Genomic DNA, 13,447 nt, shown 5'->3' with positions numbered 1-13,447 from the left:
CCGATCTGCCGCCTCCAGGGGAGCCGCCGGAAGTGATCGGATGTCAGAGCGTCACACCGTGCGCCAGAGCGGCTGACGCCAGCGGTGAGCTCGCCGTTTCCACACGAACGAAGCGCACCGTCTCGGCCCGAATCCTGGGTTCGGCGACGAAGCCGGCTTCGGCAAAGGCGATGTGCTGGGGCATGACCGGCCCGGCCGGATCCGCGCTCCACCATCCTTCCACGGCCGCGGCCTTCGGCAGGATGCCGCCCACGATCCGTTCGATGTCCCGGAAGGTCAGGTCCACCTCGGCGCGCTTCTGGCGTCGGAGGAAGGCTGCGAGCGGGGCGTATTTGGGCATCGGCGTGTTTTCCTTTCTCTGATGGCCTCCGGTCAACCCGACTCGCGCGACCAGCCGCAAGCGGTGTAGGGTCATTGATGGCGGGTTCCGGGAACGATAGGCGCCGATCGAGAGCCAGGGGACGCGTGAGCGTCGGCGGCGATCGGCGGCGAAACGCCGGGCTTCCTCACAGAAGTTCCTGGCCCGCCCCCTCACCCTTCGCGCCTTGACCCGTCTTCGTCAGGATCGATGATGCCGGCGCGGACCGCAGCCGCGACAGCTTCGATGCGCGTCCGGACACGAAGCTTGGCGCAGGCTTTCTCGATGTAGCTGTCGACCGTCCGGGGCGACAGGCCGACGATCTGACCGATGTCCGCCGAACTCTTGCCGCGACTGACCCAAAGAAGACACTCGGTTTCGCGACCGCTGAGAAGCAGGGATGATTGGCGTTCCGCATGGGGACTACGCTGCATGGCTCGCTCCTTCCAAAGTACGCGATTCACGTTCGGCGGGAATCAACGACCGGGCAACGACAGTGAATTGCGGGCTCTCCGCCATTTTCTTGCGGGATAACCCGATCCGCGCGCCAGACCACGCCAGCGCTTGCCTCCGCCGGGGGCGGCTTCTAGACCGCCCCGGTCGGGCGCCGTGAGATAGGCCCACAGCTTGAGCCGGGGTCTGTCCGCGAGACAGAGGCGCCGCTGTGAACCGAAGCAGCGGGCCTCGCGATCGCAGAGGATTCCAACGCCCGACCCCTCCGGCTTGCGCCGGGATTCCGTTTGATTCATGCTGACGTCGCCGACGCTTGCGTTGGCGGGGCCTGGAATCCCCTGTGCGATATCAGATCATCGACGGCGGCGCGCACAGCGCGCATGCCCGTTCCCAACGCCTGACGGCGCGCGCCTGCGCGCCTGTCCCAGGCCGTGTGGACGCGTCTGGGTTCCGGACCCTCTCGTCGAGAGGCCGGAGAACCGTGGTGACCGATACGAAGCAGCTGGGCACGGAGGCGCAGGACGGTATCAACCGTCTCTATCGGCGCTATGCCGCCTGGCTGGATCGTCGCCTGCGAGCCCATGTCGACGCCGAGGCGGCGGCGGACGTCGTTCAGGAGACCTACATCCGTGCCGCGCCCTATGCGCTGGACGACATCCGTCATCCGAAGGCTTTTCTGCTCAAGATCGCCCTGAACCTGGTACGCGACGAGAGCCGGCGGGAAGGACGGCGGCGGCGGGATCGGGACTTTCAGATACCGGCCGGAGCCGAGGCCGCGCCGCAGTTCGATCAGGTTCTGCTCGAGCAGGTGATCGGATCCATGCCGCAACTCTACCGCGACGTCTTCGTCTTGAGCCGCTTTGGCGGTATGACCTATCCGGAGATCGCCCAGTCGTTCGGGATCAGCGTAAAAACGGTGGAATGGCGAATGTCCAGGGCGCTTGAGTACTGCGCGTCTCGGCTGGACCTGTAGGCAAGACGGATGACGATCGAGGCTGAAGCCGACATCAGGCGCAAGGAAGCAGCGGAATGGTTCACCACGTTGAGCCAGCGCAAGGTCACCACTGCCGATATCAAGGCCTTCAGCGTGTGGCGGCGGGATCCTGAGAACGCCCGCGCCTTCAGCCGTCTGGAGGCCATGTGGGACGCGGCCGGAACGCTGGCAAACACCCCCGGGATGGCGGCGCTGACGGAAGACGCGGCGAACCGGGCTCGCCAGGCTTCGACAAAGGGGGGAAGACGCACCTCCGGCCGCCTGGTCCCTCTCGGGGCGGCCGGGGCCATCGCATTGGCGCTCGTTGTGGGAAGCTGGTCCTGGTGGTCCGCCCAACGTTCCGACGTCTACGACACCGCCATCGGTGAGCAGCGCACGGTCCGGCTGGAAGACGGTTCACGCATCATCCTCGACACGGCGTCTCACGTGACGGTCCGGTTCAGCGGGTCCGAGCGTCTGGTCACGCTCACCTCCGGACGCGCCATGTTCGAGGTGCAGGGAGACGCCACCCGCCCCTTCCTGGTGAAGGCCGGCGATACGGAGGTGACCGCGATCGGCACCCGCTTCGACGTCCGGCGGACCGGCGCGGGCGCCCGGATTGTTCTGGTCGAGGGGCAGGTTGCCGTGCGGCAAGAGGCGTCGTCGCGGCCGGCATGGACCCTGGCGCCGGGACAACAGGTCACGACTTCGGTTCAACGCCCGGCGGTTGTGGCGGTGAACGTGCCGGCGGCGACGAGCTGGACGACCGGCCGCCTGACGTTCGAGAACACCCCGATCGCCGTCGCCGTCGCGGAGGTCAACCGCTACAGCCCCTCGCCGGTGGAACTGCGGGACGACCGGATTTCGGCCATCCGGGTCAGCGGGGTCTTCGATGCAGGCGATGTCGACGGCTTCGTCGCCGCGCTCAGGGACCTCTACGCCCTCGAAGCGGAGCGGGCGCCGGACGGCCACCTTGTTCTGACGGGACCCGCCTGAAAATAATCTGATCCCGGACTTAGGGGATGGGCCGCGACCCGACGTCTCCTCCCCGACCCGCAAAACTGCGGGTAGAGAATCGGGGGAGATCATGGGTCACAGGTTCACTTCTACCGCGCTCGCCGCACTGATGCTGGGGGTCGCCACGCCGGTGGCGGCGCAGACGGTCGAGGCCGTGCGCGCGTTCAGCATCGGAGCGGGGCCGCTCGAGCGGAGCCTGCCGGTCTTCGCCCAGCAAAGCGGCCTGCAGATCCTCTATCCCAGCGCGCTCGTCGCCGGACGTCAGTCCCAGGCCGTCACCGGCAATCTCACGGCCGAGGCCGCGCTCGCCCAACTATTGCGCGGAACGGGCCTCACCTATCGTCAGAGCCGCCCGAACGTCTTCGTGCTGATCGATCCGTCGGCCCGGGCGGAGACGGACGCTGAAGCCACCCAGCTCGAAGAGGTCGTGGTTACGGGCAGCTACTTCCGCGGCGTGGACAGTCCCTCGCCGGTCACAGTCCTGACCCAGGACGATGTAGCGCGGCAGGGGCGCGCGACGGTGGCCGAGACCTTGGCGGCCCTCCCCCAGAATTTCACCGGCGCCGCCTATGAGGGCTCCGCGAACACCGGCGCGGATCGTTCGGCCCGGAACAGCGGCGCGGCGACCGGGCTCAACCTGCGCGGACTCGGCGCAGACGCAACCCTCGTCCTCGTCAATGGCCGGCGGATCGCCGGCACGGGCATCTCCGGCGACTTCGCGGACGTCTCCAACATTCCCTCCAGCGCAATCGCGAGGGTGGATGTGCTGCTGGACGGGGCTTCAGCCCTCTACGGCGCGGACGCGGTCGGCGGCGTCGTCAACATCATCCTGAAATCCCGGTTCGAGCAGGCGGAAACCCGCGTGCGAGTGGGCGGCACGAGCGACGGCGGCGCCGAGGAAGTCCTGCTGTCCCATGTCGGCGGGTTCAACTGGTCGAGCGGAAGCCTCGTCGCGGCCTACGAGTTTCATGATCGCGGCGAGCTCCGTTCGGAGGACCGACGCGTGATCTCCAGCGCCGACCTGCGCCCGCTGGGCGGTTCGGACTGGCGGCTTGTTTACAGCGCGCCCGGCAACATCATGGCGCAGAACCCCATCTCGGGCTCCTATCAGCCCATCTTCGCCATTCCTCGCGATCAGGACGGCGCAGGGCTGACGCCGGGCGACTTTCGGGCCAATGAGGTCAACCTCACGAACCAGAACCTGGGCCAGTGGTTCCTGCCGCATCAGCGTCGGCACAGCCTCTTCGCCGCGGCGCGGCAGAGTCTTCCATTCGGCTTCAGCATCGACGGCGACATCCGCTACACAGAGCGGGACCACACCCTCCAGACGCCCGCCGACACCGGCATCGTCGTGATCACCTCCGCCAATCCTCACTTCGTGTCTCCGGTGGGCGCGACACGCCACGACATCGCCTATTCCTGGATCGACGAGCTTGGGCCGGCGCTCTCAGAAGGCCGCACGCGAAGCGTCAGCGGCGCCCTTGGGCTCAACGGCGCGATACGGGACTGGAACCTGTCGGCCTACCTCAGCGGCGGTCGGGAGTTCAGCAGCCGGACACTCTCCAACCGGGTTCAGACGACCTTCCTGCAGGAGGCCATGGGGTCCCGGGCGGATATACCGACGACGACGTTCAGAACGGCGGTCGACGGCTTCTTCAATCCCTACGGCGATCCCGCCAACACCAGCCCGGCGATGCGGGCGCATATCGGCTCGGGCTATTCCTGGACTGACCACACGACCACCGTGACCTCGGCAAACCTCAAGGCTGACGGGTCGCTTCTTGAGCTCGCAGGCGGTCCGCTGCGGGTGGCCGTGGGCGTCGATCTTCGCGGCGAACGGTTCGAAACCGAGGGCGAGAACTTCCTTTCCGGCATAGCGCCGCGCATCGTCGCCCCTCTCGTCTATGAGCGGGATGTCTCGGCGGCCTTTGTGGAGTTCCGGGCGCCCTTCGTGAGCGCCGCAAACGCCCGCCCGGGCCTGGAGCGCCTTGAGTTCTCCCTGGCGGCGCGGATCGAAGACCATGAGGGGGTCGGGCAATCCACCAACCCCAAGGTCGGTCTGCTCTACAGCCCGGCTTCCGACCTGCTGCTGCGGGCGAGCCATGGCACATCGTTCCGCGCGCCGGCGCTCCGCGAGCTGTTCACGGCCTATGCCCTCGGCCCGACCTTTCTCAACCGGGGCGGCGTCAATGTGCTCGCTGTCGTCCAGTACGGCGGAAATCCCGACCTGCGGCCGGAAACGGCCACTTCGACGACGGCGGGCTTTATCTGGACGCCGGCGGCCCTTAGCGGGTTCCGACTGGAGGGCGGCTGGTTCCGCACCCGGTTCGAGGACCGCATCGGCAATCCGGTCCTCGAGAATCTGACGAATGTTCTCAACGATCCCGCCCTGGCCCCTTTCGTCCGCTTCGTGAACCCGGCCACCAACGCCGAGGATCGCGCCCTCGTCCAATCGCTGCTGGACCACCCCGGCAATTTCAACCCGACCGTCATGCCCGTCACCGCCTATGGCGTGATCGTCGACAATCGCTTCGTCAACGCGGCCGCCGTCGAGGTCGAGGGGCTGGACCTGTCAGCGCGATATCGCTTCGACCTGGGCGCTGGTCAGATGTCGATCGACGCGTCGATGACGCATCTCCTGGCCAACGATCGCCAGATCACCGACGCGTCCCCCAATGAGGACCTGCTCGGAGACCCTCATTTCCCCGCCCGGTGGCGCGGCAGGCTCGGCGGCCAATGGGTAAGCGGCCCTCTGACGCTCGGCCTGATCGCCAACTATGTCAGCGGCGGACGAGACCCCGTTGGCGGTCGCGGCATCGACGACTGGGCGACCTTCGACGGGCAGGTTCGCTACGACTTCCCTGGCTGGGGCGAGGGCCTTTCCCTCTCCCTGAACGTGCTCAATCTCGCGAACTCGGAGCCGCCGTTCTACGACGCGTCGCGCGGGATCGGCTACGATGCGGCCAATACCAACGCGCTGGGCCGCCAAGTCTCCCTGCAACTCGTCAAGCGCTGGTGAGACGCCATGCGCAAACGTCTGTCCGGCGCGCTGGTCGCGCTGGCTCTCGCGTGCCCGACGACGGGCGCTTCGGAGCCGCTGACCCTCGACACCCTGCTCGGGCTTGAGAGCTTCGGGCGGATCGCCGTCGATCCGACCGGCCAAGTGATCGTGTTCGAGGAACGCCGCGCGCGGGACGATCTTCCCCGCTACGACCTGCAGCCCGAGGGCGCGCTCCGCTACGCCCGCCTCTATCGGGCCGATGTCGCGAGCCCTGCCCGCGTCGCGCCGCTCCTGCCGATGGAGGAGGACGCCGGCTACACCGCCGGCCCCTTCTCCCCCGCCGGCGGCAAGCTCCTCGTCTTCCGCCTGCACGCCCTGCAGTTCCACATCGGGATCGTGGATCTGGGCAGCGGCGGCGTCGTGTGGACCGACATCTCTCCGGAAACGGGCGCCTGGGGCCGATCCGTGGAATGGCTGTCCGAGGATGTTATCGTGGTGCTCGGCATGCCCGACGGGGATCTGCCGCCGCGTCTGGCGGACACCAATCGAACCCAGAGAGAACTGCCCCCGCTCTGGGACCGGGCGGCCCGTGGGGAGGCGGCCTTCGTTTCGGTCGGGCTTGGGTCGGAACCGGCGCGGCCCCTTCGCGACCTCTTGCGGATCGACGCCCGGACCGGTGCCGCGACCCGTCTCGCCCGAGGGCCGTTCCTTGACCTGGAGGCGTCCCCGGACGGCCGCCACGTCGCCCTGATTGTCGACGGCGCCCTCCAGCTCCTCCCCTCTCCGGGCGCCGCAACGGAGTTTCGGCGTACCCGCGCCCTGCGGCTGGTCGACAGTCGCTCCGGCGAAACTCGGGACCCGCCCGAGGCCCGGGACGTCTCGACAAGTCTCCTGACTTGGTCGCCGGCGTCCGACACCCTCATGGTAGCCGCGATCGATGGCGACTCTCCCCGCCTTCTCGCCGTCAGCCCGGCTGGCGCGGCGCGGGACGTCACCCCGCCGGGCGTCACCCCGCTCATCCCGCTCGATTTCCACGGATTGCCGACGGCCGAGGCCGGTTGGATCGGTGAAACGATCGTCCTGCACGGCCGTGATCGGGATGAAGAGGGTTGGTTCTTGAGCGGCGAGAGGCTCCCGGCCTTGGCGCCGGACGCCCGCCTCATCGCACAAGGAGGCCGCGGGGCTCTGTTCTCCAGTCGCGGACATGTCGTTCGCCTGACCACCGACGGGTCGTCCGATGACCTCGGTGCGTTCGCCTCGGTCGTTCGGCCGGATGGCCCGCTTGGCCAGCGGGCCCTGGCGGGGCCAATGAAACAAGACAGCGCAGTGGTGTCGGAGCCGACAGGACAGCTGTGCCGGATCCGGGCTGACCCGGGCCCCATCGTCTGCGTCACGGGTCCTTCCGGCGCGGCAGTGAGTTGGTCTCAAGGTGTGGCCGTCGCGCGCGGCGGCGAGGGTCGGGCTGTCAACCGCCTCGCCGTGACACGCGGAACGTCGACGCAGACGATCCGGAGCCTCAATCCCGAGCTCGACGACGTAGACCTCACAGCGGCCCGGCGGGTTGACGGCCCTGGAGGGGCCGGTGGATGGCTCTACGCCCCGGCTCAAGGCCATCGGCCGCTTCCGGTGATTGTCATCCCCTATCCCGACCGCGCGTATGCAACCCCGCCGCCGACCATGCGCCCCGAGGCGGGTAATCTGACGCTCAACGGCCAGCTTCTGGTCGCCGCCGGCTACGCCGTCCTCTATCCCGACCTGCCTGTCGGCCCCGAGCCGGCGGCCGGTTTGGCGGACCGGATCCTCGCCGTGGTCGACGCCGCCGCCGCCGAGAGGCTCGTCGATGGCGACAGGATCGGCCTTTGGGGACACAGTTTCGGCGCCTGGGCGGTCGTGCTGAGCGCGTCACAATCCCCCAGGTTCAAGGCTGTCGTCGCCCTGAACGGATCCTATGACCTGGCCGGATCGCTCGGCAGGCTGTCCAACCATGCGCGTCTGGCGGGCGAGAACGAGGCTGCGATCATGGGAACGGCGCGGTGGCTGGAATCCGGTCAGGTCGGGATGCGTGCGTCCTACTGGTCCGATCCCGACAGGTACCGCCGCGGCAGCGCCTTCGAACAGGCGGATCGGATCACGGCTCCCATTTTGCTGGTCTATGGCGAGATGGACCATGCGACGGGCGAGGCCGAAGGCATGTTCGCCGCCCTCAGACGCCTCCAGCGCCCGGCCGCCCTGCTCTATCTGATCGGCGAGGACCACGGGATCCACAACCCCGGCAATGCCCGGATCTACTATGAGCAGGTCATCGGCTGGTTCGATCGCCATCTCATCGCGAACGCGCCTCCAGCCGCGCCGTCCACCGTCGAACCCAGGCCTCCGTCAGCGCCAGGGTGAGCAGGCGGGAGAAGCCGCCGCGCCACAGCAGCGCCTCCCGGGAAAGGTCCGTCTCAAGGTCGTCCAGCAGGCCCGCCTGAGCCAGGGCCCCGCCCAGCAGATAGTCCCGCAGGAAGGGCAGATTGCTCGCGGCAGCCTCGCCGTAGAAGGCTCCGAGTTCGCCTTTTGAACGGCGGGCATAAATCGAGGGAGGCAGAACGTCCTGAAACGCGTTTCTGGCCGCGGCCCGATCCCGGCCGCCCCAGGTCAGATCGACAGTCGACCAGGACAGGCCGGCTTCCATCACGGGCTGGCTCAGCAGCGGGTTCACGCAGACCCCGCGCCGGCTCCGTGCGGCCTGCCCCTGGAAGGTCTGGCAGAAGGCGAGGATCGAAATCTGCAGGGCCTTCGCAGGTGGAACACTCCGCAGGTCGTCGAGCCAGGGATGATCCCAGTCGGCGCGGCTGCGCCGGTGTTCCCGGAATGCGCGGGACCAGGCCCAAGGCCAAAGGGACCGGCGGGTCCAGCGTGCGATCCGGTGCACGGCCGCCGGCCGCGCCCTGACCCCGCGCTCCTGGATTTCGTCGAAAGCGATGAGAGGGCTCGGCATCTGGAAGAAGACCGCGTCGCCGCCCTGTCCCGTGAGCGATCCCCATGCCCCAGCCTCCCGAACGCGGGCGGCGATGTCGTCATTGTAGTCCGTATCTATGTCGTTGGTGGCCGGTCGGAAGGCGTCCGCCGTGCGCGCCAGACGCTCGGCGGACAGGCTCAGCCCTTCGCGCCGCACCTCGGTCAGCGCATGTCCCTCGCGCGCCAAGACCGCCCGCGCATAGATGCGCTCGTCGCCTTCGGGCTGCTCGACGTAGTGGTTCACCCAGGCCGCGACGCGATTCCGCTGCGACGTCTCGAGGGACGCCGCGACAATCGCAGAGTCGAGACCGCCGCTGACCTCGGCGACCCATGTGTGATCGCCGGCTAGGCTGCGCACCGCCATCTGCACCACCGACCGAAGTTCAGGCGGACGGCCGCGCCCGCGTCGATAGACGTCCGCCGGCCGCCAGATCTGCACGCCGCGAGACCCGCCGGCGCCGACCGTTCGGAGCTCTCCGCCGGCGATCGGCGTCAGTCCGTCCAGGGCGAGATCGTGACGATATTCGCCGCCGCGGCTGACCAACCGCGACACCGCCTCCCAGTCCAGAGCCAGATCCTCGGGCAGGAGAGGGTCAAGAACTGGCGCCGCGCTGGAGGCGACGACGGTCACACCGGACCTGCGCCAGCAGACGGCCTCGATCGCACCGGAAGGATCGCGCAGGATCGCGGCGTCGCCGCCAGTGCGCCGGACCAGCACGTACCGGCCCCAGTGCTCTCCAATAATCCGTCGAGCGGACGCCGCATCCAGGGACCGGCAGGCCAGCGCGCCCCCCTCGGAGGCGGAAGCCGCCCGGCCCGTGTTGTCGAACATCTCGCCGATCAGGACGCCATGGCCGTCCAGCGCTGCTGTGATCCTGAGGCGGTCGGACGGCGCATAGACCTCGAGGAACGGGTGCGAGACACAGCGCGACCAGCCGGCGCCGGCCAGCCGCCGACGCAAGGGGGCCATGAGCGCATCGACCGCGCCGGCCGCGTCGCCGACGAGCGCCACGAAGGAGTCCGCGCCCATCCTCAGATGACCAGAATGGGATGGAAATGGCTGAGCGTTTCCGCGGACTGGCTGACGCAGACGTCATCGACCTGCAGCCAGCAATGGGCCAGGAACGGCCAGGCGCGGACCCCGAACACCCAGTCGGCGTCGAGGTCGCCGGCGTTCAGGAAGCGCAACAGCATCTCGGCCTGGAACAGGCATGCGCCGGTCCGGGGCGCGAAGGGCAGAAGCTGGAAAAACGTCTGCGCGCGCGCCGCGATCATTTCGAGGTCATCGCGCCGCCCGGTCCGGTCGCCATGAGCGGCCGCCAGTCCGGCCAGCGTCGGGCGACGCCAGGCCCGATCGGCCCAGATCGCGCCGAACGCGGCGATCTCTGCCAGGCGCGGCCGGCGACCGGAAATCTCAGGCAAGCTGTGCAGGGGGAGCGGCGGAGGCGGGACGCACGCAGGACGCGCTGGACCGGAATGCAGCAGTTCTGCTGACGCCAGTTCGAGGAGGGTATCCATCGGTCCGCGAAGGCGTTCGCCCAAGACCGCAACGTCACCGCAGTCCGCGAACAGCAGATAGTCATCCGCCGCCAGATCCAGAAGGACCAGATCGCCTCCGATCGGAACCGCGTGGACGCCCTGCGCCAGTTGCCCCTCCTCGGTCATTCGAGCGGGAGGTCGTAGCGGTGGGTCACCTGCAACTCCACGAACTCGCCGCCCTTGCCCCGAGTCAGCCGTCGCGCCGACCCGAGGACAACCAGGCGCCCAATCTTTCGTATCAGCATGAACTATTCCTCCAATGGGAGCCGCTCGGGGCCGCCCCGAGGGACGACCCCGGCCCGCTCATTCGGGCGGCATTTCCCAGCGGAAATGCGAGTTCAGTTCGGCGAAGTCGCCTTCGTCGACGGCGCGCGTCAGGCGGCGCGCGCCGCCCAGCCGCAGGATGCGGCCCTTGTTCTGGACCTTCATGGCCAGACTCCCTTTTTCGGTGAAAGCCTCTGATCAGGACGCGCCGGGCGAGGCCGGACCGGGCGTCCGTGCCGTCCCGGAGGACGGCACGTCGCGCTCAGGCGCCGGGCGGGATCGTGTAGAGCTTGGAGGTGTTCAGCTCGGCGTAGTCGCCTTCGTCGACGGCGCGCGTCAGGTCGCGGGCGGCGCCGAGGCGCACGAGGCGCGGGGTGCGGTGGGTGGTCATGGTCGTCTCCTCGTTGAAATATCGACAAAAGGTCGACGACGGACCATCAGCGCCTCAAAGCAAATCGATTCAAACTATATTGCGCGTATACTTTGACTGGTCGGGATCGATCCGCCGCACGCGCGAAGCGATTGTTCCCGCGGTGATCCGCCAGCGGGCGTAGTAGGCGTCGATACTGTCGCCATCGGATGGCCCGGCCGGCGGCTCCGTCGAAGGGCCAAGGCCTCGAAGCGGCGCAAGACGGCGACGGACCCGCGCGAGGCTCTCCAGCAGGGGCTGATTTTCGCAGACCTCGATCAGTTCGATGATCCACGCATCGACGGCCCCGTCCGAGCCGTCGATCGGATTGGCGAACCCGGCTCCGCGCGCCGCAAGCCGAACGTGAGCAGCTTCCAGATCCAGCAGGCCGAGGATGTCTTCGAGCGGCGTCGCCCGCGTGAAGTAGCCCAAGCCTCGACGGTCTTCGATCAGTCCCTCGCCGCAGAGCCGCGACAGGGCCTCGCGCACCGGGCTGGTGCTGAGGTTGAGCGAGGCGGCGATGTCGGCCACCGACAGATGCTGACCGGGCGCCAGCCCGTCCTCGATCGCTGTTCGCAGGCTGGCGAGCGCCGTGCCAAAGGGATCCCGCTGTCTCATCCCCGTGTCCCGCACGGGCCGCCGACGATCCGCAGGCCAGCGACCGCCAGGCACTGGGGGAGTCGGTCGACGCGATAGCGTCTATACTGTCGTCCGCAAGAAACTTGCGTCATAGCCGCAGCTTTTATGTTGTTGATCTTTATCAGCTTTCATTTGACGCTTGGCTGAGTCATTTTTCAACCTGTAGGGGTGAACCTGAGTTCGTAACGCGTGGTGCCGACGGCGAGGGAGTAAACCGAGAGATGGACGCCCGGCACACCCAGTCGACGAATGCGGTGCTCTCCTCGAGCCTGCGCCTGATCCGGTCCCATCGGCGCATGCGGTCGATCGACGTGGCCCAGGCCATGAACATGGCGCTCAGGTCGTACGAGCATTTCGAGTCCGGCGCCGGACGAATCAACATCGAGCGAATCCATCGCTTCGCCGAGGTGACCAACAGCGATCCGCACGGGATCCTCGCCGCCCTCGCCCTCGGGTCGCCCGCCTTCGCCTTGCGGTGCGCCGACAATAAATTGGCGACGATCCTCGCCGTCGCCCTGCAGGAATTCGACGAGGAGGCCGGCGACGCCATCGCCGACCTCGACGCCCGGCCGATCATCAACACCTTCACGAGGATGTTCAGGGATCTCGTGGACCAATCCGTCCGGCGCGACGCGGAAGCCGAGGCCTGGCTCGAACAACGCCGCAGCCGGCTGTTGGCCCCGGACCGCGAAGACGGCGGCTGAGGCGCCCCAGCCGCTGACGCCACCGCAGATTTACGGTGAGAAGGTCACGGACTGGCGCGCGGCCGGGATTTTCCGGCTGGATTCGGCGATGAAAGCGCTCGCCTCCCATCCCGCTGAGTCATCGGCCCTTCTGGTCGAGGCCCTGACCGGACGGCAGCGCGAATGCCTGCAGCTCGCGTCCACGGGACTGACCTCCTCCGCCATCGCCGAACGGCTGGGGCTCTCCCCGAGAACGGTCGATGAGCATCTCATGACGGCCTGCAGAATCCTCGGGGTGCGGACGCGCGTGCAGGCGGTCGCGCGCCTGGCGGTCGCCGCACGACGCGCAAACGAACCCCGCAGCTTCCTACCGTAGATCTCCCACGGGACGCTCGCGGGTCGTCGCCGCCGGCCGGATCGGCTGGGATTGGGGCGGTTCCTGGAGGCCCTGATGCTCGACCTCGCGTTCGTTCTCGCCCTCTCGCAAAGCTGCGCGCCTTCCGTGGCGCCTCAGACCCTTGCCGCTATCGCGCACGTCGAGAGCCGGTTCGACCCGCTGGCGATCGGCGTCAACGGCAATGGGCCCCGCCCCGCCCGGGCGCGCGACGCAAGGGAGGCGGCGGCGACGGCCCGTCGTCTCCTGGACCGCGGCGCCAACCTCGACCTCGGCCTGGCCCAGATCAACAGCGACAACCTCGGCTGGCTGGGCCTGTCTGTCGAAGACACATTCGATCCCTGCCTAAATCTCCGCGCCGCGGCGACGGTCCTCCGCGCGGGCTACAGGCCGTCCGGCGAGGCTCCGGCGCATCGCCAGGCCGCCCTGCGCGTCGCCCTGTCCCGCTACAACACCGGCGATGCCGGGCGGGGGTTCCGCAACGGCTATGTGGCCAGAGTGGAACAGGCGGCGGTCGCCCTGGATCTGGCGACGCCGCTCACGGCCGCCGCCGTCGGAGCGACCGGCGCGACCCTGCCCGAGACACCGCCCCCGAGAACCCCGCCCGCATCCTGGGACGTGTTCGCGCGCGGGCCCGTGCAAGTCGCCTTTTCCACATCCGACGACCGGAGCCGCTGATGTTTCGTCCTCTGATCCCCTCGCCTTTCCCCCGTCACG

14 protein-coding genes are annotated in these 13,447 nt (G+C 68.3%); 7 read left to right on the top strand and 7 right to left on the bottom strand.

Features of this window, described 5'->3' with window-relative positions; translation table 11 throughout:
- Nucleotides 1-43 precede the first annotated feature (43 nt).
- Together B3T77_RS12145 and B3T77_RS12140 are read right to left on the bottom strand one after the other, a co-directional pair.
- Entirely contained in the window at nucleotides 44-340 is a 297-nt protein-coding gene (locus tag B3T77_RS12145) for a DUF7662 domain-containing protein (RefSeq protein ID WP_185224708.1), read from the bottom strand.
- Nucleotides 341-531: 191 nt separating this feature from the next.
- Nucleotides 532-792 carry a response regulator transcription factor gene (locus B3T77_RS12140; RefSeq protein WP_185224707.1) on the bottom strand — a complete coding sequence of 87 codons (261 nt, stop codon included), beginning with the start codon at nucleotides 790-792 and terminating at the stop codon, nucleotides 532-534.
- Between the two features lie 503 nt (nucleotides 793-1,295).
- Between B3T77_RS12140 and B3T77_RS12135 the strand changes: the two genes are divergently transcribed.
- From B3T77_RS12135 to B3T77_RS12120, 4 genes are all read left to right on the top strand, one after another.
- Complete coding sequence (locus B3T77_RS12135; RefSeq protein WP_185224831.1) at nucleotides 1,296-1,784, top strand: RNA polymerase sigma factor; 489 nt, start codon at nucleotides 1,296-1,298, stop codon at nucleotides 1,782-1,784.
- 9 nt (nucleotides 1,785-1,793) lie between these two features.
- Complete coding sequence (locus B3T77_RS12130) at nucleotides 1,794-2,780, top strand: FecR family protein (RefSeq protein WP_185224706.1); 987 nt, start codon at nucleotides 1,794-1,796, stop codon at nucleotides 2,778-2,780.
- 91 nt (nucleotides 2,781-2,871) lie between these two features.
- Nucleotides 2,872-5,820 (top strand): TonB-dependent receptor, encoded by a 2,949-nt coding sequence (locus tag B3T77_RS12125; RefSeq protein ID WP_292079888.1) that lies wholly within the window; start codon nucleotides 2,872-2,874, stop codon nucleotides 5,818-5,820.
- Between the two features lie 6 nt (nucleotides 5,821-5,826).
- Nucleotides 5,827-8,193, top strand: a complete 2,367-nt coding sequence (locus tag B3T77_RS12120) for a S9 family peptidase (RefSeq protein ID WP_292079887.1) — start codon at nucleotides 5,827-5,829, stop codon at nucleotides 8,191-8,193.
- Here the strand turns inward: B3T77_RS12120 and B3T77_RS12115 are convergent.
- The 5 genes from B3T77_RS12115 to B3T77_RS12095 form a co-directional block, all read right to left on the bottom strand.
- A complete protein-coding gene (locus tag B3T77_RS12115; protein WP_292079886.1) occupies nucleotides 8,126-9,832 on the bottom strand; it encodes an asparagine synthase-related protein in 1,707 nt (568 codons plus the stop codon). The two genes, B3T77_RS12120 and B3T77_RS12115, sit on opposite strands and share 68 nt — an antisense overlap.
- A 2-nt stretch (nucleotides 9,833-9,834) precedes the next feature.
- Entirely contained in the window at nucleotides 9,835-10,467 is a 633-nt protein-coding gene (locus B3T77_RS12110; protein WP_292079885.1) for a lasso peptide biosynthesis B2 protein, read from the bottom strand.
- 177 nt (nucleotides 10,468-10,644) lie between these two features.
- A complete protein-coding gene (locus B3T77_RS12105; RefSeq protein ID WP_263973020.1) occupies nucleotides 10,645-10,770 on the bottom strand; it encodes a hypothetical protein in 126 nt (41 codons plus the stop codon).
- Between the two features lie 97 nt (nucleotides 10,771-10,867).
- Complete coding sequence (locus B3T77_RS12100) at nucleotides 10,868-10,996, bottom strand: hypothetical protein (RefSeq protein ID WP_263973019.1); 129 nt, start codon at nucleotides 10,994-10,996, stop codon at nucleotides 10,868-10,870.
- 69 nt (nucleotides 10,997-11,065) lie between these two features.
- Nucleotides 11,066-11,632, bottom strand: coding sequence for a GntR family transcriptional regulator (locus tag B3T77_RS12095; RefSeq protein ID WP_185224701.1), 567 nt, complete (start codon nucleotides 11,630-11,632; stop codon nucleotides 11,066-11,068).
- Between the two features lie 242 nt (nucleotides 11,633-11,874).
- On the opposite strand from B3T77_RS12095, the gene B3T77_RS12090 reads away from it, so the two are divergent.
- The 3 genes from B3T77_RS12090 to B3T77_RS12080 all read left to right on the top strand — a co-directional run bounded on the left by B3T77_RS12090 (nucleotide 11,875) and on the right by B3T77_RS12080 (nucleotide 13,408).
- Nucleotides 11,875-12,357 carry a helix-turn-helix domain-containing protein gene (locus tag B3T77_RS12090; RefSeq protein WP_205196151.1) on the top strand — a complete coding sequence of 161 codons (483 nt, stop codon included), beginning with the start codon at nucleotides 11,875-11,877 and terminating at the stop codon, nucleotides 12,355-12,357.
- Between the two features lie 88 nt (nucleotides 12,358-12,445).
- Nucleotides 12,446-12,712 carry a helix-turn-helix domain-containing protein gene (locus B3T77_RS12085; protein ID WP_185224700.1) on the top strand — a complete coding sequence of 89 codons (267 nt, stop codon included), beginning with the start codon at nucleotides 12,446-12,448 and terminating at the stop codon, nucleotides 12,710-12,712.
- A gap of 75 nt (nucleotides 12,713-12,787) precedes the next feature.
- Complete coding sequence (locus B3T77_RS12080) at nucleotides 12,788-13,408, top strand: lytic transglycosylase domain-containing protein (protein WP_185224699.1); 621 nt, start codon at nucleotides 12,788-12,790, stop codon at nucleotides 13,406-13,408.
- The last annotated feature ends 39 nt before the right edge of the window (nucleotides 13,409-13,447 follow it).

The sequence above is a fragment of the Brevundimonas sp. UBA7838 genome (assembly GCF_002500885.1).
In the GTDB taxonomy this organism is placed as follows: Bacteria; Pseudomonadota; Alphaproteobacteria; order Caulobacterales; family Caulobacteraceae; genus Brevundimonas; species Brevundimonas vesicularis_C.
This window is presented reverse-complemented; position numbering and strand designations above follow the sequence as displayed.

Bases quoted from the DNA above. Each gene is read 5' to 3' on its own strand.
- B3T77_RS12145 (WP_185224708.1), bottom strand. From the start codon at position 340: ATGCCCAAATACGCCCCGCTCGCAGCCTTCCTCCGACGCCAGAAGCGC.
- B3T77_RS12140 (WP_185224707.1), bottom strand. From the start codon at position 792: ATGCAGCGTAGTCCCCATGCGGAACGCCAATCATCCCTGCTTCTCAGC.
- B3T77_RS12130 (WP_185224706.1), top strand. From the start codon at position 1,794: ATGACGATCGAGGCTGAAGCCGACATCAGGCGCAAGGAAGCAGCGGAA.
- B3T77_RS12125 (WP_292079888.1), top strand. From the start codon at position 2,872: ATGGGTCACAGGTTCACTTCTACCGCGCTCGCCGCACTGATGCTGGGG.
- B3T77_RS12120 (WP_292079887.1), top strand. From the start codon at position 5,827: ATGCGCAAACGTCTGTCCGGCGCGCTGGTCGCGCTGGCTCTCGCGTGC.
- B3T77_RS12115 (WP_292079886.1), bottom strand. From the start codon at position 9,832: ATGGGCGCGGACTCCTTCGTGGCGCTCGTCGGCGACGCGGCCGGCGCG.
- B3T77_RS12110 (WP_292079885.1), bottom strand. From the start codon at position 10,467: ATGACCGAGGAGGGGCAACTGGCGCAGGGCGTCCACGCGGTTCCGATC.
- B3T77_RS12105 (WP_263973020.1), bottom strand. From the start codon at position 10,770: ATGAAGGTCCAGAACAAGGGCCGCATCCTGCGGCTGGGCGGCGCGCGC.
- B3T77_RS12100 (WP_263973019.1), bottom strand. From the start codon at position 10,996: ATGACCACCCACCGCACCCCGCGCCTCGTGCGCCTCGGCGCCGCCCGC.
- B3T77_RS12095 (WP_185224701.1), bottom strand. From the start codon at position 11,632: ATGAGACAGCGGGATCCCTTTGGCACGGCGCTCGCCAGCCTGCGAACA.
- B3T77_RS12090 (WP_205196151.1), top strand. From the start codon at position 11,875: ATGGACGCCCGGCACACCCAGTCGACGAATGCGGTGCTCTCCTCGAGC.
- B3T77_RS12085 (WP_185224700.1), top strand. From the start codon at position 12,446: ATGAAAGCGCTCGCCTCCCATCCCGCTGAGTCATCGGCCCTTCTGGTC.
- B3T77_RS12080 (WP_185224699.1), top strand. From the start codon at position 12,788: ATGCTCGACCTCGCGTTCGTTCTCGCCCTCTCGCAAAGCTGCGCGCCT.